Consider the following 19,290-nt stretch of genomic DNA (forward strand, 5'->3'; position numbering starts at 1 on the left):
GTCGTGGGGAGTCAGTTTGGGCAGGATCCGTCGTTGATCCAGCAGCCACCCTAAAGCTTCACGAACCGCTGGATCTTCCGCGCCAGCCAGCCACTGAACACCAGCGGTGCATCCAGCGCAGACACGCAGATGCAGGGCACGCCAGGAGCCGTCACCGGTTGATGCTCGATGTCCTCATCCAGATCGGCCATGTCGCCCGGGGTGAACAGGCCCAGTGCATCGTTGTAGGAGCCCTGCAGAATCTGGGTCAGTTCCGAGCGGCCGTGGCTGTGCATCGGCAGGCATTTGCCGGGGGCGATCTTCAGCATGATCAGCGACGGCATCTGCTCGGCGCGGATGCAGTGCACGCCGGGCGCCATCCAACGCCACGGCAGGCTGCGCAGCGAGCGCCCGAAGTACGGATGCAGCGATGCCGGCAGGGCGTCGGGATCGGCGCCGGGCTCGACGCGGCCACGGGGCGCAGGCGCACGGCGCGGGGTGGCCTCGCCGGCCAGATCCAGCTGCGCCAGCATGGCGCCGCGCAACTGCGCGTGCCGCGATTCCTGCGTCACCGGCTGGGTCTGTTCCAGCAGGGCCGCGCCGATGGCTTCAGCCTCACGCAATCGCTTCCGGCAGTGTGGGCATTGCTCAAGATGGACGCCTGCCACCACGCTCAACGGCGCAGGCAAGGCGCCGGCGGCGTAGCTCATCAGAGTAGATTCGTGCAGGTGGTGGCGCGGGCTCATGCGCCACCCCTACCCTCGCCTGCAGCTGCAGGAATGCGCGCCGCAGGTGCGATTTCACCGTGCCCAGCGGCATCCCCAGCGCCTGCGCGATCTCGGCATGGCTCTTGGCTTCGAAGTACGACATGCGCACCAGCCGTGCCTGTACGGCTGGCAGTTCATTGATGCGCTGGCGAAGCCGCATCTGGTCGGCGAACTGTTCTGCGCTGCTGCGCTCCACCAGATCGGCGCTGGCAGCCTCTTCCACCGCCGCCTGCACCTGCATCCAGCCGCGCTCATGGCGCACCCGGTCGATGTGCAGGTTGCGCGCGATGCGATACAGCCAGGTACTCAGTGCGCCCTGGGCGGGGTCGAAATCGGCCGCACGCAGCCACAGCCGCAGCAGGCATTCCTGGGCCAGTTCCTCGGCCACCGCAGCGGGAGCGCCCAGACCACGCAGGTAGACGCACAGCCGCGGCATGAAGTGGTCGTAGATGCGCATGAAACAGTCGCGGTCGCGCAGGCGCGCGACGCCGTCCATGTCGCCGCTCCAGTTCATCGGCTCGTTGTTCGGCTGCTGGGAACTGGACACGATGCGGGCGGTGTCGAAGTCATGGGAGGTGGGGGCGGCGTCAGGGTACATCTGCGTTCGCGGCGGGCGGGTGAAGGTTCGCCTCCTCTACGGCAGAAGGACGCAACTGGATGCAGGCCACCGCTGCATCCATCTGCCTGAGCCGGCCGTAGGCTCTGCAACCCCCACCGGAAGCAAGCGCATGCGTATCGCCTGGCTCCTGTTGTGCCTGCCCCAGGCGGCCTGGTCCACCCCGATGCTGCGAACCGAGGGAGCGGCCAGCCTCGCCGATGGCACGCCGGCCTATCGCGAGGTGCACTGGATGCAAGGCACCGAGGAAGGTGCCGAACGCTGGGTGCAGTATCTGTGCCCGGAGGGCGCCCCTTTCGCCCGCAAGCGGCTGCCCTCCAGCAACCTGGTGCAGGCCCGCGGCTATCAGCTGCAGGACCGGCGCAGCGGCCAGGAGGCGAGCGTGCGCGTCGATGGCCCCAAGGTGGAGGTGCTGTGGAAGGAATCGCAGTCCGCCACGGCGCGCACGGGTGAGCTCGAACTGCCCGAGGGCGCCGTGGTCGATGCCGGGTTCGACGCCGCGATCCGCCTGCATTGGCAGGCGTTGATGCGCGGTGAGGTGGTGCGCATGCCCTTCCTCGTGCCTGGCCGGCAGCGCTTCTTTCCGGTCAAGGTTGTCCACCGCGGCGCGGTGCGCTGGAAGAACATCGCCGCGCAGTCCTTCGAGGTGGGCCTGGATGCGTGGTATGGAAGCGTCGCGCCGCGCCTGGCACTGACCTATGCCGATGCCGATCGACGCCTGCTCGAATTCCGCGGCACCAGCAATCTGCGCGATGCCCACGGCCGCTACCCACAGGTTGTGGTGCGCTTTGCCACCGCACCAGAGCCGAGCGACGAAGCGCAGTGGCGGCGCGCATGGGCACAGCCGCTGGTCGCCACTTGCGCTGTTACGGAGAAGTGAATTCCACACGCTCTGCATCCAAACCCGCCGATGCTGCGTAGAGGATGCAGACGCCCACCCGGATCGCATGATGGCCGCTGTCGAGTCCCTACCCCGTCGTCGCCATCGCCTGTTGCGCACACTGCAACGGTGGTTCGACACCGGCAGTGCGCCCGACGCTGCAATCGAGCGCGGCGAGCGTATTGACTGGCTGCGTGCGGTGCCGTTCGCGCTGATGCACCTGGCCTGCCTGGCGGTGATCTGGGTGGGCATTTCGTGGACGGCGGTCATCGTCGCCGCGGCACTCTACGCGGTCCGCATGTTTGCCATCACCGCGTTCTATCACCGCTATTTCTCCCATCGCACCTTCCAGACCTCGCGGGGGTGCAGTTCGTGTTTGCGGCCATCGGTGCCGCCAGCGTGCAGCGCGGGCCGCTGTGGTGGGCCGCGCACCATCGCCATCACCACCGCCATGCCGACCAGCCGCTGGATCCGCACTCGCCGCGCGAGGGCGGCTTCTGGCGCAGCCACATGGGCTGGTTCCTGACCCGTGACGCCTTTGCGACCGATCTGTCACGGATACCGGATCTGGCGGTCTTTCCCGAGCTGCGTTGGCTGGACCGCTTCGATACTGCGGTGCCGGTGCTGCTCGCTGCCAGCCTCTATGCCACCGGTGAAGCATTGCAGCGCTGGGCGCCGGCGTTGCACACCGATGGGCCGCAACTGCTGGTGTGGGGCTTCTTCATTTCAACGGTGGTGCTGTTCCACGCCACCGTCACCATCAATTCGCTGGCACACCGTTTCGGTCGCCGCCGCTTCGATACCCGTGACGACAGCCGCAACAATCTCTGGCTGGCCTTGCTGACCTTCGGCGAAGGCTGGCACAACAACCATCACTTCTTCCCCGGCACGGTGCGCCAGGGGTTCCGCTGGTGGGAGGTCGACCTGACCTGGTACGGCCTGCGCGTGATGGCGCTGCTGGGCCTGGTGAAAGGACTCAAGCCGATTCCGGCCTGGGTGCTGGCCAAGGCGAGGTACTGACATGCGCATCGCCATTGTCGGATCGGGCATTGCAGGGTTGGCCAGTGCCTGGTGGCTGGACGGAGAACACGAGGTCACGCTGTTCGAGGCGGGCGACCATCTGGGCGGCCACACCCATACCCACCAGGTGGACGTCGACGGCCTTCAACTGGCCGTGGATACCGGCTTCATCGTCTTCAACCCGCTGCATTACCCGCTGCTGACGGCCCTGTTCGATGAACTGGGGTGGCCTCGCAGCCGACCACCATGAGCTTTTCGATGCACAGCGAGCGCAGTGGCGTGGAATACAACGCCACCTCGCTCGACGGCCTGTTCTGCCAACGCCGCAACCTGGTCTCGCCACGCTTCTGGGGCATGCTCTCGGATCTGCGCCGGTTCTATCGTGATGCGCCACGATTGCTGTCCGAGTCCGAAGGGCCGACGCTGGGGCAGTACCTGCGCAGCCAGCGCTACGGCAGTGCCTTTGTCGAAGAGCACCTGCTGCCGATGGCATCGGCCTTGTGGTCCTCGCCCAGCGCCACCGTAGAGGCGTTTCCTGCCCGCTACCTGGCCCAGTTCATGGCCAATCACCAGATGCTGCAGATTCGCGGCCGCTCGCCCTGGCGGGTGGTCAGTGGCGGCTCCGCGCGTTATGTCGATGCGTTGCGCCAGCGCTGGCGGGTGCATGAACGGCTGCATTGCCCGGTCCATTCCATCGAGCGCATGGCGCACGGCGTGCGGGTGCGCAGCGCAGCCGGCGTGGAGGGCTTCGATGAGGTGATCCTGGCCTGCCACAGCGATCAGGCACTGGCGCTGCTGCGCGATGCCGACGCTACCGAGCGCGAGGTCCTGGGCGCCATCCGTTACCAGGACAACGAGGTGGTGCTGCATACCGACGCCTCGTTGCTGCCGCGCAACCGCAAGGCCTGGGCCGCCTGGAACGCCCATGTGCCGCGCGACCCCGATGCGGCCTGTACCGTCAGCTACTGCATGAACCTGCTGCAGGGCCTGCCGGGGCGCACGCCGCTGGTGGTCACGCTCAACCGCAGCCAGGCCATCGACCCGGCCAAGGTGCTGCGCACCCTGAACTACGCCCACCCCGTACACGACCACGCCGCAGTGCGCGCGCAACAGCGCTGGGCCGAGCTGCAGGGACGGCGCCATACGTGGTTCGCCGGGGCCTACTGGGGCTGGGGCTTCCATGAGGATGGCATCCGCAGTGCGCGGCAGGTGGTGGATGCATTGCGCGGACAGATGCAGCAACGGCCGGTGCCGGTACCGGGAGAGGTGGCTGCGTGAGCGCCAGCGCCCTCTACTTCGGCCAGGTGGTGCATCGCCGGCACCAGCCACACCCCCATCAGTTCCGCTACCCGGTCGCGCAGCTGCTGCTCGATCTGGACGAACTGGAGTCGGTGTTCGCCGGTCGCTGGTTGTGGTCGGTGAACCGCCGTAACCTGGCCGAGTTCCGCCGCAGCGATTACTTCGGCGATGCGGCCAGGCCGTTGGCCGAGGCGATTCGTGATCAGGCCGCGGCCACCCTCGGCCATCGCCCGGCCGGGCCGGTGCGCCTGCTGACCCATCTGCGTTACGGCGGGCATGTCTTCAATCCGGTCAGCTTCTACTACTGCTATGCCGCTGACGGCAGCACGCTGGAGTGCATCGTTGCCGAGATCACCAACACCCCATGGAAGGAGCGGCACGCCTACGTCCTGCCGGTGGCGACCGCCAGCCGCGAAGGCGCTTCGCTGCGCTGGCAGTTCGACAAGAGCTTCCATGTCTCGCCGTTCATGGCCATGGACTGCCGTTACGACTGGCGCTTCAGCCTGCCCGGGCAGGATCTGCGCGTGCACATGCAGGTGCTGCAGGACGGCGTGCGCCAGTTCGACGCGACCCAGACCCTGCGGCGGCGCCCACTGGACGGGCGCGGCCTGGCGCGGGTCCTGGCCTGCTATCCGCTGATGACCGTGCAGGTGGTGGCGGCCATCCATTGGCAGGCCCTGCGCCTGTGGTTCAAGCGCAACCCGGTGCACGACCACCCTTCCCTTGCCGAGAAGCCACGATGAACGACGCAACCCCCGCCGTGGCCCTGCCCCGGCCTGGCGCCCTGGATACCTTCCTGCGCCGGCGACTGCTGGCACAACTGGCACCGATGCGGGGTGGATGCCTGTGTGTGCGCGATGCGCTCGGCGAGGTCTGGCTGGGGAAACGGATGCCGCGCTGCGGGTCACGCTGCACATCGACGATCCGACCTTCTTCCGCAGGGTGGCCGCACAGGGCAGCGTCGGCGCCGGTGAGAGCTACATCCTGGGCGAATGGCAGTGCGATGACCTGGTCGGGCTGGTGCAGCTGCTGGTGCGCAACCGCGACCTGCTGGACGGCATGGAGCACGGCCCGGCCCGTATTGGCGGCTGGCTGCTTCGCGGGTGGGGCCGGTTGCGCCGCAACAGCCGCGAAGGAAGCCGCCGCAACATCGCGGCACACTACGACCTGGGGAATGATTTTTTCAGTCTGTTCCTGTCGCCCGACCTGATGTACTCCTCGGCCCTGTTCGCCAGTGAAACCGAATCGCTGGAGACGGCCTCGCAGCGCAAACTGGAACAGGTCTGCCGGCAGTTGCAGCTGGGGCCCGGGGACCGGGTGATCGAGATCGGCACCGGCTGGGGCGGTTTCGCCCTGCATGCCGCGCGCCATCATGGCTGTCATGTCACCACCACCACGCTTTCGGCCGAGCAGCACGCGTTGGCCACCCAGCGCGTGCACGCCGCCGGCCTGCAGGACCGCATCACCCTGTTGATGCAGGACTACCGTGACCTGGAGGGACAGTTCGACAAGCTGGTGTCCATTGAGATGATCGAGGCCATCGGCGCCGAGTATCTGGACACCTACATGGCCACCCTGCAGCGGCTGCTGAAGCCCGATGGCCTGGCGCTGCTGCAGGCGATCACCATCGAAGACCACCGCTACGAACAGGCGCGACGCAGCGTGGACTACATCAAGCGCTACGTGTTTCCGGGCAGCTTCATTCCTTCGATCAACGCGATCATGACCGCCAAGACCCGCGCCAGCGATCTGCAGCTGATCGCCCAGCAGGACTTCGGCCATTCCTATGCGCTGACCCTGCGGGCCTGGCGCCGGCGCTTCCTGGCCCAGCGGGCGGCGGTGCATGCGCAGGGCTTCGATGAGCGGTTCTGCCGCCTGTGGGAGTTCTACCTGGCGTACTGCGAGGGGGCTTCCTGGAGCGCTCGATCGGGGTCTCGCACCTGCTGATGGCGCGACCGGATCACCGACCGAGCCTGGCGCCGGGGCGGGAAGGCTGAGATGCGCCGGCCCTGGGTCAACCTGGTGGGCAACCAGCTGGTGTGGCTGTGCGCCGTGGCCGGCGCGGGCCGCGGTTGGCAGTGGCCTGCGCTGCTGAGTGCGGCGTTGTACATCGGCAGCCAGCTGTCGAGCTCTCCCCACATCCGCCTTGACCTGCGGTTGATCCTGCTGGCGATGGCGTGCGCCTGGCTGGTGGATGCCAGCGCCGCCGCCAGCGGCACCGTGCGCTATGCCGCAGCACCGCTGGGCTGGGCGCCACCACCGTGGATCCTGGCGCTGTGGGCGGCGTTCGCGATGACGCTCACCTCGTCGATTCGCTTCCTGCAGCGCCATGCCGCGCTGCCGTTCCTGTTCGGCCTGCTGCTGGCACCACTGGCCTATCTTTCCGCCGCGCGCGGCTTCGACGCCGTTCGGTTCATCGCGCCGGCCTGGCGCGGCGTGCTGCTGCTCGGCGCAGGCTGGAGCATCGCGCTGTCTGTGCTGTGCCTTGCCGCTCGGCGCTGGGCACCGGCGACGCCGACGCCACCGCTTGCAGGAGTGTCACCATGAGCGCGCTGCTGTGGGTGCTGCTGTACGCGGTGCTGATCATGTGCTGGGGCTGGGCCTGGCAACGTCGCCACCGCAATATCGGCGTGGTCGATGTGCTGTGGGCCAAAGGCGTAGGCGCATCGGCCCTGCTGCTGGCGGTACTGGGTGACGGCGCGACGGCGCCACGGGTGGCACTGGGCGTGCTCGGCGGCCTGTGGGGCAGCCGGCTCGCGCTGCACCTGTGGCATCGCGTGCGCCATGAAAGCGAGGACGGGCGCTACCGCTACCTGCGCGAGCACTGGCAGGGCGATCAACGGCGGATCTTCGGTTTCTTCATGGCGCAGGCGCTGCTGGTGGCCCTGTTCGCCCTGCCCTTTGTGGCCGCTGCCGCCAACCCACGCGCGGGCCTGTCGCCCTGGCTGCTGGCGGCCGTGGGTGTGTGGCTGCTGAGTGTGGGCGGTGAAGCGCTGGCCGACCGCCAGCTGGCACGCTTCCGCGCCGATCCGGCCAACCAGGGCCGGACCTGCCGTACCGGCCTGTGGCGGTACTCGCGGCATCCCAACTACTTCTTCGAATGGCTGCACTGGTTCACCTACGTGCTGTTGGCGGTGGGCTCACCGCTGTGGTGGCTGGCCTGGACCGGGCCCCTGTTGATGTACGTGTTCCTGCGCTACCTGAGCGGCATCCCGTTCACCGAGAAACAGGCCCTGCGCAGCCGCGGCGACGACTATCGCGATTACCAGCGCAGCACGCCGATGTTCTTCCCGTGGTTTCCCCGTCGTACCCAGGAGCAGCCAGAATGACCGCCACCGTTGCATTGCCCGCCAGCGACACGAAAGAGACCGGCCTGATCGCCTGGGCCGAGCGCGGCCTGGTGCCCGATGCGGCGCTGCGCGCGGGCATCCGCCGCCTGTGCGCGCAGCGCCTGCATGAAGAAACGCGCGGCGGCATCGAGAGTCAGTCCGCGCGCTTCCGGCAGCGCCTTGCCGAGCTGGCCGGCAGCGCGGTGGCACTGCACACCGACGCGGCCAATCGCCAGCACTACGAGGTGCCCGCTACCTTTTTCAGGCCTGCCTGGGCAAACGCCTGAAGTACAGCAGCTGCTATTACGCCAGCGGGCAGGAAAGCCTGGACCAGGCCGAGGAAGCGATGCTGGCGCTGTATGGCGAGCGCGCTGCGCTGGCCGATGGCCAACAGATCCTGGAGCTGGGCTGTGGCTGGGGCTCGTTGACGCTGTGGATGGCCGAGCGTTATCCAGATGCGCGGATCACCGCCGTATCCAACTCGCACAGCCAGCGCGAGCACATCCTGGCGCAGTGCGCTGCACGTGGGCTGGGCAACGTCGAGGTCCTCACCTGTGACGTCAACCAGCTGGCGCTGCCCGACGCGCGGTTCGACCGCTGCGTTTCGGTGGAGATGTTCGAGCATGTACGCAACTACCCGCAGCTGCTGCAGCGCATCGGCCGCTGGCTGAAGGCCGATGGCGCGCTGTTCGTGCACATCTTCGCGCATCGCACCCTGATGTACCCGTTCGAGACCGATGGCGGCGACAACTGGATGGGCCGTCACTTCTTCACCGGCGGCCTGATGCCGGCGGCCGACACCCTGCTGCATTTCCAGCACGACCTGCGGCTGGAGCAGCGTTGGCTGCTCGATGGCACCCATTACCAGCGCACCGCCGAGCATTGGCTGGCCAACCAGGATGCGGCACGCGAGCGGGTGATGCCGGTGCTGATCGCCACCTACGGCGAGGCCGCCGCCCGGATCTGGTGGCAGCGCTGGCGGATGTTCTGGATGGCCTGTGCCGAGTTGTTCGGCTACGACGGCGGCCAGCAATGGCTGGTGGCCCACTACCTGTTCCGCCCCCGCTGAGGTGATCCATGCGCCTGTTCTCCCTGCTCCCGTTGCTGGCCGTGGGCCTGTTCGGTTCCGGCTGCAGTGCCCAGGACACCCGTGCGCTGCCACGCCCGCCCTCGGTGGATGTGCCACGCTTCATGGGCGACTGGTACGTGATCGCGCACATTCCCTCGTGGCCGGAGCGCGAGGCCTACGACGCGGTTGAGAGCTACGCGTTGCGGCCGGACGGGCGCATCCAGACCACCTTCACCTATCGCAAGGGCAGCTTTGCCGCGCCGCAGCGGTCGATGCACCCGATCGGACGCGTAGAGAAGGAGGGCCAGGGCGCGGTCTGGGGCATGCAGTTCATCTGGCCCATCCAGGCCGAATACATCATTGCCTGGCTGGACGATGACTATGGCCAGACCATCGTCGCGCGCAGCAAGCGCGACTACGTCTGGTACATGGCGCGCACGCCGAAGGTGTCCGAGCAGGATTACCAGCAGGCCGTGCAGCGGATCGCCCAGATGGGCTACGACGTCCGCCGGCTGCGGCGCGTGCCGCAATCGATTCGATAGCCGCCAGGCGGCGCAAGGCCGCCGCGGCAATCACCGTTTGAGCCGCTGAGGCAACGCCCGGCCTGTCCAGGCCCGGGCGGCGCGCGCGCGTTGCCCGCGCAGGGCGTGCGGCGCAATCAATGCATCGATTCGACCGGGTTCCGTCGAATCGCACCGCATTTTCCGTGGCTGGCGCCAATCGTCCGTTCCGACCGGTCCCTAGAGTGATTGCACGTCAATGCAACGTGCCGTGGTCCAAAGCGCTGTGTTGCCGCCTCCACCCCTCAAGCCCGCAGGAGCGAGACATGGCAACGCCTTCGTGGAACCCAACAGCAGCGTGGTGCACAGCCACCGTCCCTCATCGTCTTCTGCGAGTGGGAGGGTGATGCCATGAACCAGGTCTATGTCGCTTTATGGGATGGCGACCACTATCTGATCACCCGCAAGCGGGTGTTCAACAGCTGGTGGGGCAGCAACGCCGTCGTCGTGCTCTCTGCCGAGGCGATGGTCGCCGTGCTGGCCATCTGCACCTCCGGTACCGCCGCCACCGAACAGCAGTGGAACCAGGCGGCGGACCTGTTGTCCGATGCCCTGCGCGCCGCTGATTCAGTGGCGCGCGATGGCGAGCGTTCGCTGCCGCAGACCGGCGACGCGCTGGCGCAGGCCCGCGACAACGCGGATCACAGGGCGCCCATTGCCGAGGTGGCATTGCAGACCCTGGCCGCGCTTGAATTGCTGTACACCGAGCGCCCGGAGACACCGCCGCCTGGCAGTGTGGCGCGTACCACCGTGGCTGAGTTGTCGGCGGCGTTGCAGCCCGAGGCGGGAACCGCGCCGGACTGGGCCGGCGCCCAGGTGCTGGCCGCGCGCCTGGTGGTGGAGGTTCGCGAATGGTCGGATGCGATCGTGCCGGTGCTGGTCAACCAGGCAGGCCAGTGGTCGTTGCCCGGCGGTGGGCGCTTGAACGACGAATGGCGCGAGCACACCGCACGCCGCGAGTTTGCCGAAGAGCTGGGCATCTGGCTGTCGCAGGGACACGCTGCGTGTGACCTGCGTGCACGCGTGTTCCCGGAAGGCGGCGGCAGTTTCTCGCTCGTCCGCTTCCGCACCACACCGCACGAGCTGCAACGGGTTGCGGATCTGGCCGCGCGCAACACCCGCGGCCTGCTCGGCAGTGCGCGCCCTGCGGCAACGGCTGTTTCGGACTGGGAAGTGGACACCGCCGTGCTGGTCGCCACCCGGGATATGCGCCGGTATCTCGGTGTGCGCATACCGGTATCGGTACCCGGCGCGGCCCGCGCGTTGGCGCGTGCCCGGCGCAGCAGCCAGGCCATCGACTGGTACGGCGCGATCGCCGCACTGCTGGCCCCGCGCTGAGCCGCCCCCTGCCCCACTCTCCCTGCGAGGCTCCCCATGAAAGAAAGCACGCCGGAACGCGAGGCGCGTCGCCACATCAGCAAGCAGCTGACTGCGCAGATCAACAACGCCCAGGCGTACCCGGAGGTGCGCTCGGTGGTGGTCAAGGCCCTGTCGGACATCAAGGACCGCCTGCGCAGCCTGGTCAGCACGGTCCGCCGCGACTACAACCTGAGGCCTGAGCAGGCGCTGCTGTTTTTCTACGTAAAAGGTGGCAACGCCCTCGACGCGTTGATCGAACGCCCGGCAGAGCCGCCGCCGACCCTGTTCGACTTCGGCAGGTCCGACTGGGACACCCAGGTGGTGATCAATCCCTGGATTCCGATTCCGGCGCAGGACGCCCTGCACGGAGGTGTGGAGGACATCGTGATCGAGGTGATGGGCCCGGCCGGTCTGAACATCGCGCTGGAGATCAGCCTCGCCCCGCCCGCGCAGAACCCCTTGTGCGGCCAGGTGGTGGATCTGACCACGGTCGACATCTACGTTCCGCCGGGCCAGTCGTGCCTGGTGACCTGTGACAACCCGCAGACCTTCCGCAAGGTCTACGAGCGCGACCGCGCCGGGCTGCATCTGTTCACCAGCACGCCGTTGAAGGGAATCGGATCGACCAAGGCAGCGACCGCGCCAGCCAATGCGCCGGTGCTGCCGGCGCCGGTGCCGCCGGGGGTGCCGCCGGTGCAACCCGCGCCGGCGCCCCCACCTCCACCGGGGATCATCCTCAACGATGGCATCAAGCCGTTCGTGCTGTATCGCCTGGGGTACACCTGGCATGCGCGCTGGGTGAAGGATCCGCGCGCGCCCACCGGCGATGACCCGGTGACGCCACGGCCGATCCTGATGGAACTGATCGATGTCACCACGCCGCGCCGCGACACGGTTGAAGCCATCACGGTGTGGTCGGACATCGTGCGCAACCACCTGGTGATCACCGAAGATGCCGGTGCCGATGAGCGCTGGCGCCTGCCGCTGCCCAGCATGGAATATCACCTCTGGGAAGGCTTGACGATGCTGTGCGAGATCGCGGCCTATCCGAACTGGCCCGGCGCCGACAAGCTGGACAAGCGCCGCCGCAACGTACAGCGCATCCACGACTGGTATCTGAATCAGCAGCGTGATCTGTCGGTGTTCCAGCGGGTGATCGACGGCATCTCCGCCACGCCGGTCCATACCGCTGGCGCTGACTGCATGAAGCAGGTCGACGCCTGCATGACGGCGGTGAAGGACGCCATGCGCGATGCCATGGCAGGCGTCGAACAGGGTGCGCTGACCGTCCGGCAACGGAATCAGCTGATGGCCGGGCGCCAGTGGGGCATGCAATGGATGGAGACACTGCTGCAGCGCTTGGGTGCCCCTCTCGGTACCGCCTGCGGTTTCAGCGATGACCTGGCGCTGGTGGCAACACTGGCGCAGAACCCTTACCTGGACCTCAACCGGGTGCCGGTCTCCGGCGTGGACTACGCGGTGGTCATCCGCACCGACTACGCCACGCTGTGCCGTGCGACGATCGCCAACTGCATGCAGGCGCTGGACTGGATTGACGGTCGGCACGTGACCATCGAAGACACCCTGCACTCGACGGTGCGCCCCACCGGCATCAGCTACGAGCGCACGCTGGTGATCTTCCACGCCAAACGCGCGCCCTCGGCACGCCTGGCCAAGGCGATCATCACCCTGACCACCGCCGATGCGGTCGGCTGCCCGTTCCGTGACTCCCCCACCGGTGCCGGACAGGTCGCCCCGCTGCTGGACATGGACAACCAGCGCAAGGTGGCCGCGTCGATCATCCAGGGCTTCGTGCAACGGGCCACGCTGTCCAAGCAGCACGAGGCGATCCGGACCCTGCTGCCACAGCCGCTATGAGCTGTGGCATGCAGGCTGCCGGTGCGCCTCAGTGCAGCGGCACCTTCAGCAGCGAGGGCGACGCGGCCGGCGAGCTGAAGGTCACCGCTCCGCCCAGCTGGCTGATGCCGGCGTAGCGCAGATCCACCGTGTCGATCACCAGCGTCAAGCGGCTGCCGGCCGGCAGGTTCCAGCTGCTGGCCTCCAGGCGCAGGTCCAGGGTCTGCGCCTGGCCCGGCGTCGCATCGCGCAGCGTGTAGGGTTTGTGGCTGATCAGCTGGCCATTGCCAAGTACGTCTTCGGCGTACAGGTAGGCATACAGCGTTGTATTGGCGCGGCTGGGCGTCACCGTGACGCGCAGCTCGGGCGTGCCATCGAGGCGGCGCGCGCTCCACTGCACCGGGCCCTGCCAGACGCCGGCGGCACTGCGGCCCACGAACGGAATGTACGCGCCCGGTGGCAGGTTGATCATCTGCAGGGCGCCCGAGGCCATCGCCACGCCCGAGTTGGCAGCGGTCAACAGGCCACTGCCGATGCGATAGTTCCAGCCGGTGCTGCGGCCGTTCTCGGCCAGGCCGCCGGTGGGCAGCAGCAGGCCGCCGGGTGCAGTGAGCGCGTAGCTGACGGCGCCATTGCCGGTGGCCTGCCAGCTGGGATAGCGGCTCCACAGCCCCTTCTGCGACTTCAGCTGCACCGGCGCCTGGCGATCGATGCCGTTGTCCACGCCCTTGAGGTAGTGATCGAACCAGTCGCCCGCCTGCTCATAGACTTCATTGGGAATACCCAGCGCACCGAGCAGCTCGTTGAGTGCGTGATCGCCGTGGCGCAGCTGCAGCTGCTTGGGCCCTTGCAGACGGTTGAAGAAGTCCACCAGCTGTCCGGGTGGGAACAGGCTGTCATTGAAGGCATTGGCGAGGAACACCGCCGGCCGGTTGGCATTGATCTCGTCCACGCTGCTGGCCGGGCTGCGCTGGGCCGCGACCGGCAACAGCGAATCGACTGCACCCTGGAAATTGCCCAGCAGCACGTTGTGGTTGATGGTGGCCAGCTCGGAGCCCGGGCGGCCGGTGGCCAGCCCGGCCGCCACCAGCAAGGCGATGCCCTGCGCGCTGGGGGTGCGGTTGCTGTACAGCGAGGCCTCCAGGTCGGCCCAGCCGCTCAAGGCGGCCACGACCTTGATGCGTGGATCACGCGCGGCCGCCAGCAGGCTGGTGCCGGCGCCATAGGAGATACCCGAAACGCCGATCCGCGCCGGGTCGGCGCGTGTGTTGTCCAGGGCCCAATCGATCAGCGCACTGACATCTTCGACCGTGGCCGGGCCGGCGATGTCGATGCTGCCGCCCGACTCCCAGAAGCCGCGCGAGCTGTAGCTGATGACGATGTAGCCTCGGCGGGCCAGGGCCTGCGCCACGCCCACGTATTCGGCGCTGGGCACAGCCCAGCTGCTGGGCATCACCAGCAGCGGGAACCGTCCGCTGCCGGCGTCCTGTGGCTCGATGACGAAGGCGCCAAGTGGCGTTCCGTCCCAGCTGTTGATGGTGGTATGGGTGGTCTTGACCGTGGCCGCCCAGGCGGAGGGTGCCAGGCCCGTCAGCAGGATCAACATCAGCACCAGCTTGCGCATCGTCGTCTCTCCCCGTTGTTGGTATGCAACGGGCTGGACCGTACCAGTGCGAATGGTGGCTGGCACCTTGCGACGCAACATGCCGTTGGCGGCATGTTGTCGGGCATTCAATGCTGAACAGGGGCGTTACCCGCCCCTGCCCGCGTCCCTCGACTACAGATCGACGCCGAAGCCCATGCCCGCCGACTTCTCGCCATTGCTGAAGGCCCCACCCAGCGAGAACGAAGCGCGCTCGCCGATGCGCTTGCCGTAGCCGATCGACAGCGCCTGCTCACCGCCCTGGAAGCCGGCACCCACCGCAATGCGACCGCGCGGGCTCTGCGAGCCAGCCGCATTGATGGCCATGTTCAACATCGCCGAACTCATGGCGCCCATGCGATCGATGCGCTGATCCTGGTGGCGCAGCCGGCGCTCCATCTCCTGGCGCAGGCCGTTGTTGTCCACGGCGAACTGGGCCAGGCGCTGATCGGTGTAGGCGTTGGCCGTGGTGACCGCCTGCGCCGATTTGGTGTCGGTGTAGCCATTGGCCGACGACAGCGTGGCTGCGCTGCTGGCATCGGTATAGGCGTTGGCGGTGGTGACGGCGGCCGCGGCGCGGGTGTCGGCGTAGCCGTTGGCCGAGGACAGCGTTGCTGCACTGCTGGCGTCGGTGTAGGCGTTGACCGAATTGATCGTGGCGGTCGCGCGCGCATCGGCATAGCTGTTGGCCGACGACAGGGTGGTGGCGTTGGCGGCATTCATCTGGTTGAGATTGACTGCATCGGTGCCCTGGGTGGCAGCGGCCACATTGGTCAATTGACGTTCGTTGCCGGCACTGCCGACCGAGACCGAGTTGGCACGATCGGCCACCGAGCCGTTGCCGAGTGCAACGCTGTCGTTGGCCGAGGCCACGGCACCGTTGCCCAGTGCGCTGCTGTTGGTACCACTGGCTTCGGACAGACTGCCCACCGCCGTGCTGTTCTCGCCGCTGGCCGTGCTGCCGGCACCGGACGCCGTTGCGAACGAACCGGTGGCGGAGCTGCCGGAGCCGCTGGCGCTGCTGAAATCACCACTGGCGGTGCTGCTGTCACCGATCGCGGCGCTGTTGGCGCCGGACGCAGAGGCGCCCACGCCGACCGCCGCGCTCTGGTCGCCCGAGGCACTGCTGGCGGCACCAATGGCGGTGCTGCCGGTGCCGCTGGCGCTGGCGCCGGTACCGACGGCAGCGGACAGATCGCCACTGGCATCGGCGCCATTGCCACAGGCCATCGACGCGGCGCCGCCGGCGGTCGCGCCGCCACTGGAAACGCCACCGAACCCATCGTCCAGCTGGCAGGTATCACCGGCCCACGCCGGCGCGGTTGCCATGGCCAGCGCCACGGCAAGGATGTGCTTGTGCATCGTCTTCACGGTACCCCCAAGGTCCATCAAGGAAGGTCTCCGGCCACGGCCGGAAACGCTGGAGAACGGGCCGGCCCCGGCGGGACCGGCCCGGATGCTGCGCGCGCCTTACGGTGTGACCGTCAACGCAACACGCACGGCGGTCTTCGGCGTGGTCGGGTCATTGCTGCCCACGCAGACGAAGCCGGAGTAGTTGCCTGGCGCCAGCCCACCGGCGTTGATCTGCACCTGCGTGGTCTGGTTGGCACCGGCCACGATGCGGCCAAGCGCGCGCGAGGGCGTTCCGATCCAGCCGGCACCGCAGGCGTTGCTGCCGCCCAGCCCGTAGGCCAGGCCCGGCGCACCGGTGGTGGCCGACCAGGCCCCGCTGCCGTCCGGGTTGATGATCGCGCCGCGGTACACGCTGTCGCCGCTGGTGGCGTTGAACCAGAACCAGCTGGTGGCCAGCGGTGCGCGCACTGATACCACCAGCCAGTAGCGGCCCGCAGGCAGGCTGACGTTCTGCCCGGCGGCGGCCATGTCCAGGTTGATGCTGGCCAGGGTGGCAGACGTGCTCACGCCCGCGCTGCCAACGGTCGCGGTATGCGACCACACCGCCAGTTGCGGGCTCGATTCCGGATTGCCTTCCGGATTGCCGCCGACGTCGCGGAATATCGACCAGTTGAGGTTGGTCGAGGTGGCCAGCGAGCCACCGTTGACGAAGCCATCGGCCACGATGCGGGTAATGCCGGTGGTCTCGCCAAGGGTGAAGTCATCGGCGGACAACTGCGCGCGCGCACCGACCGAAGCGGCATCGGTGAAGCGCGTGGAGCGGCGCCCGTTGGCGTTGTTCGGCGCCTGCGCGACCAGCGTGCGGGTGCCTACCCCGGAGTTGTCGATCTGCCATTCCAGCGGCGAACCGCCGGTGTTGGTGATCTGCAGGTTCACCGAGCCACTGCCACCGGTCGGCAGGGTCAGCGCGCTGGTCGGCGGCGTGGCGGCGATCTGCGGCGGCGGCACCGAAACCGCAATCGGCAGGCGCAGCAACGGCTGGCTGGTGTCACCGCCCTGCGGCGCCACGGTCAGGCGTGCGAACCGCCAGCTGCCATCGTTGGGCACCGCACCGGTGGTGACGATCACCCGAACCGCCTTGCTTTCGCCTGGCGCCAGGGTGAACACCGACGGCGACACCACTGCGGTCAGGCCGGTCACCTTCGCCGTCCAGGTCTGCCGGGTCGGCAGCACGTTGCGGAACACGCGGGTGAAGCTGCAGCTGTCCGGGCACTTGCGCTTGCCCATGCTGGCGATGTTGAGCGAGGCCACATCGCCGCCGTTGGCGGGGTTGGCGGCCAGGAAGTTGGTCTTGGTCTCGTTCAGCACCAGACCGGCGCGCAGCGCCTGATCGACCTGGATGCGACCGGCGCCCATCGCGAACGGATCGGCCGGGGTGACGCCGTCTTCCTTCATCACCTCCTGGCGCGCCGTCATCATCAGCGCCGAACGCGCTTCCTGCACGGTCCAGTCCGGTCGTGCCTGGCGCAGCAGCGCGGCCGCACCGGCATGATGCGGTGAGGCCATCGAGGTGCCGTCCATCAGACCGACCGCGTTCTCCGAGCCGGTCACGCTGGTACCGGCCACCACCGCCAGCACGCGCACGCCCGGCGCGGTCACGTCCGGCTTGACCAGATCGAACACGCCGGCCGGGCCACGCGAGCTGAAATCACCGAGCACATCCGGCGTGTTGCTCACCTTGGTGGCCGGATAGGCGATGCCGCCGGTAGCGGCATTGCCCACGCTGTTGGCAAAGGTGCGCAGCGCATTGGCGTCGGCCTGGTCGATGGCGAAGGCCGGGATGGTGGCGCCCGCCACGTTGGGCAGGATCGGCGTGGGCTGGTTGTTGGCGATCAGCACCGCGATGGCACCGGCACCGGCCGCATTGTTGACCTTGTCGCTGAAGTTGCACGAGCCACGCCGGATCACCGCGATCGCGCCCTGGAAGGTGTTGGCCGGGAATGCGGCGCAGCCATCATTGGCGGTGTCGATGCCGGCACTGACCCGCAGCGGCGTGCTGGCGGCAATGGGCGTGGTGAACGGCACGCCACCGGAGCCCTCGGTCAGCAGGATCACACTCAGCTCCGGCGGCACTACGCCAGGCCCGCTCACCGCGGCGTACAGCTCGATGTCGCCGCGCCCGTGGGTAGCTGCGGCGGTGCTGCCGGTCCACGGTTCCAGATGCCCCAAGGTATTGGGCCCCGGGCCGGAGTTGCCGGCCGAGGTCGCCACATAGATGCCCGCATCGGACGCATTGAGGAAGGCCAGCGACACCGCTTCACCCCAGGGTGCGGTGCCGCCGGCAATGGAGTAATTGATGACATCGACCACACCGTCGGCCAACGCCTGGTTCACGGCCGCCAGTGTCGAGGTGTTGGGGCACAGGCCACGGCCGCTGGACACCTCGGTGTAGCAGGCGTCATAGGCGATCAGGTTGGCGCGCGGGGCCACACCGGAAATGTGGATCTGGTTGCCACGGTAGGACGCGGTGTGCGGATTGCCCGCCGCAGTCGACGCGGTGTGGCTGCCATGACCGTTGGTATCGCCGAATCCAGGCTCTTCGCGCACATCGGCCACGCCACACTGGTTGCCCGGTGCGGTGCAGACAAAATCGTAGCCGCCGATCAGCTTGCTGTTGCAGCGTCCCTCATCGACACCACCGGGGGCACAGGTGCCCAGATAGGTGCCAGCCCCCAGCGGATTGATGTGCTCGTAGCCATCTTCAGCGCGGGCAGTGAAGGCCGGGCTGCCGAAGTTGATGCCCGAGTCGATGACGCCGACCACAATGCCCTCACCGCGATACGGCGTCGGGGTGGCATTCCACAGCGCGGTGGCACCGATCAGCCCCGGACCGACATCGGTGTCCTGTTCGTACTCCTTGTACTCCTCCACCAGTTCCACTTCGGGCAGCTGCCGCACCTGCTCGGCTTCCTGCGGATTCATCTGCAGCACCGAGGCGTTGATCGCGTGCTGCATCCGGCGCTCCACGCGCACGCTGCGGCCGAGCGTGGCGTTGATGCGCGCTTCGTGCTGCGCCTGGCGACCGGCCAGGAAGCGCACGTAATCGCGCGAGCGTGCGCCCTGCACGGCGATGCGCGGGGTGGGCGTATTGCCGGTGGCCGCCGCGGCGCGTGCAGCGCTGGCCGAGGGTCGCAGGCGTTCCGGCGCTGCCAGGCCCTGGATGTCCCCCTTGTAGGTGGCCAGCGGTTCCTCGCGGTAGACCACGATGTAGCGGTTGGACAGCTCACCCAGGCTGCTGCCGGGGCCGGTGGCGGCCGGACCGGCAGGGTTGCCGGCACGTGCGTCCACCGAGGGATTGCCGGTTTTCGACTGGGTAGCGGTACTACGCACGCCGACGGCAGCGGCCGCCAGAGCGGCACCGGCCACCAGTGTCAACGCGACCCATTTGCTTCGTTTGATCCATGCATTGCGCATCGAATACCCCTTCAATGAAAGCCCAAGATGCACGCCGGCGCAGCGCCGGCGCTGTGGTGTCTGGTGCTTCAATTGCTGGTGCCGCG

At 68.0% G+C, this 19,290-nt stretch carries 10 protein-coding genes and 7 pseudogenes; 11 read left to right on the top strand and 6 right to left on the bottom strand.

Features of this window, described 5'->3' with window-relative positions:
• Nucleotides 1-50: 50 nt before the first annotated feature.
• Both N4G47_RS09385 and N4G47_RS09390 read right to left on the bottom strand, forming a co-directional pair.
• A complete protein-coding gene (locus tag N4G47_RS09385; RefSeq protein ID WP_475286682.1) occupies nucleotides 51-725 on the bottom strand; it encodes a ChrR family anti-sigma-E factor in 675 nt (224 codons plus the stop codon).
• 1 nt (nucleotide 726) lies between these two features.
• Nucleotides 727-1,344: pseudogene (locus N4G47_RS09390) on the bottom strand (sigma-70 family RNA polymerase sigma factor); the annotation flags it as partial.
• A gap of 130 nt (nucleotides 1,345-1,474) precedes the next feature.
• Here N4G47_RS09390 and N4G47_RS09395 point away from each other — a divergent pair.
• From N4G47_RS09395 to N4G47_RS09445, 11 genes and pseudogenes are all read left to right on the top strand, one after another.
• On the top strand, nucleotides 1,475-2,242 hold the full coding sequence (locus N4G47_RS09395; protein ID WP_475286684.1) for a hypothetical protein: 768 nt from the start codon (nucleotides 1,475-1,477) through the stop codon (nucleotides 2,240-2,242).
• A 70-nt stretch (nucleotides 2,243-2,312) separates the two neighbouring features.
• Nucleotides 2,313-3,262: pseudogene (locus N4G47_RS09400) on the top strand (acyl-CoA desaturase).
• A gap of 1 nt (nucleotide 3,263) precedes the next feature.
• Nucleotides 3,264-4,540 (top strand): annotated as a pseudogene (locus N4G47_RS09405) (NAD(P)/FAD-dependent oxidoreductase).
• Entirely contained in the window at nucleotides 4,537-5,304 is a 768-nt protein-coding gene (locus N4G47_RS09410; protein WP_475286686.1) for a DUF1365 domain-containing protein, read from the top strand. Before N4G47_RS09405 ends, N4G47_RS09410 begins: the two are co-directional and overlap by 4 nt.
• Nucleotides 5,301-6,558 (top strand): annotated as a pseudogene (locus N4G47_RS09415) (class I SAM-dependent methyltransferase). Before N4G47_RS09410 ends, N4G47_RS09415 begins: the two are co-directional and overlap by 4 nt.
• 1 nt (nucleotide 6,559) lies before the next feature.
• Nucleotides 6,560-7,108 carry a DUF2878 domain-containing protein gene (locus N4G47_RS09420; RefSeq protein WP_475286688.1) on the top strand — a complete coding sequence of 183 codons (549 nt, stop codon included), beginning with the start codon at nucleotides 6,560-6,562 and terminating at the stop codon, nucleotides 7,106-7,108.
• Nucleotides 7,105-7,890, top strand: a complete 786-nt coding sequence (locus N4G47_RS09425) for a DUF1295 domain-containing protein (RefSeq protein WP_475286690.1) — start codon at nucleotides 7,105-7,107, stop codon at nucleotides 7,888-7,890. The genes N4G47_RS09420 and N4G47_RS09425 overlap by 4 nt, the downstream gene beginning before the upstream one ends.
• Nucleotides 7,887-8,959, top strand: a pseudogene (locus N4G47_RS09430) (SAM-dependent methyltransferase). Before N4G47_RS09425 ends, N4G47_RS09430 begins: the two are co-directional and overlap by 4 nt.
• An 8-nt stretch (nucleotides 8,960-8,967) precedes the next feature.
• Nucleotides 8,968-9,501, top strand: a complete 534-nt coding sequence (locus tag N4G47_RS09435) for a lipocalin family protein (protein WP_475286692.1) — start codon at nucleotides 8,968-8,970, stop codon at nucleotides 9,499-9,501.
• Nucleotides 9,502-9,870: 369 nt separating this feature from the next.
• The gene (locus tag N4G47_RS09440) at nucleotides 9,871-10,857 is read left to right on the top strand and encodes a hypothetical protein (RefSeq protein WP_475286694.1); all 987 of its coding nucleotides are present in this window, start codon (nucleotides 9,871-9,873) and stop codon (nucleotides 10,855-10,857) included.
• A gap of 36 nt (nucleotides 10,858-10,893) precedes the next feature.
• On the top strand, nucleotides 10,894-12,756 hold the full coding sequence (locus tag N4G47_RS09445) for a hypothetical protein (RefSeq protein WP_475286696.1): 1,863 nt from the start codon (nucleotides 10,894-10,896) through the stop codon (nucleotides 12,754-12,756).
• 28 nt (nucleotides 12,757-12,784) lie between these two features.
• Here N4G47_RS09445 and N4G47_RS09450 read toward each other — a convergent pair whose 3' ends face one another.
• From N4G47_RS09450 to N4G47_RS09465, 4 genes and pseudogenes are all read right to left on the bottom strand, one after another.
• Nucleotides 12,785-14,359 (bottom strand): alpha/beta fold hydrolase, encoded by a 1,575-nt coding sequence (locus N4G47_RS09450; protein WP_475286698.1) that lies wholly within the window; start codon nucleotides 14,357-14,359, stop codon nucleotides 12,785-12,787.
• Nucleotides 14,360-14,512: 153 nt separating this feature from the next.
• Nucleotides 14,513-14,773 (bottom strand): annotated as a pseudogene (locus N4G47_RS09455) (YadA C-terminal domain-containing protein); the annotation flags it as partial.
• A 318-nt stretch (nucleotides 14,774-15,091) separates the two neighbouring features.
• Nucleotides 15,092-15,766, bottom strand: a pseudogene (locus N4G47_RS09460) (YadA family autotransporter adhesin); the annotation flags it as partial.
• Nucleotides 15,767-15,847: 81 nt separating this feature from the next.
• A complete protein-coding gene (locus tag N4G47_RS09465; RefSeq protein WP_475286700.1) occupies nucleotides 15,848-19,204 on the bottom strand; it encodes a S8 family serine peptidase in 3,357 nt (1,118 codons plus the stop codon).
• Between the last annotated feature and the right edge of the window lie 86 nt (nucleotides 19,205-19,290).

The organism is Stenotrophomonas sp. GSD10, assembly GCF_056172695.1.

Bases quoted from the DNA above. Each gene is read 5' to 3' on its own strand.
- N4G47_RS09395 (WP_475286684.1), top strand. From the start codon at position 1,475: ATGCGTATCGCCTGGCTCCTGTTGTGCCTGCCCCAGGCGGCCTGGTCC.
- N4G47_RS09385 (WP_475286682.1), bottom strand. From the start codon at position 725: ATGAGCCCGCGCCACCACCTGCACGAATCTACTCTGATGAGCTACGCC.
- N4G47_RS09445 (WP_475286696.1), top strand. From the start codon at position 10,894: ATGAAAGAAAGCACGCCGGAACGCGAGGCGCGTCGCCACATCAGCAAG.
- N4G47_RS09440 (WP_475286694.1), top strand. From the start codon at position 9,871: ATGAACCAGGTCTATGTCGCTTTATGGGATGGCGACCACTATCTGATC.
- N4G47_RS09465 (WP_475286700.1), bottom strand. From the start codon at position 19,204: ATGCGCAATGCATGGATCAAACGAAGCAAATGGGTCGCGTTGACACTG.
- N4G47_RS09435 (WP_475286692.1), top strand. From the start codon at position 8,968: ATGCGCCTGTTCTCCCTGCTCCCGTTGCTGGCCGTGGGCCTGTTCGGT.
- N4G47_RS09425 (WP_475286690.1), top strand. From the start codon at position 7,105: ATGAGCGCGCTGCTGTGGGTGCTGCTGTACGCGGTGCTGATCATGTGC.
- N4G47_RS09450 (WP_475286698.1), bottom strand. From the start codon at position 14,359: ATGCGCAAGCTGGTGCTGATGTTGATCCTGCTGACGGGCCTGGCACCC.
- N4G47_RS09420 (WP_475286688.1), top strand. From the start codon at position 6,560: ATGCGCCGGCCCTGGGTCAACCTGGTGGGCAACCAGCTGGTGTGGCTG.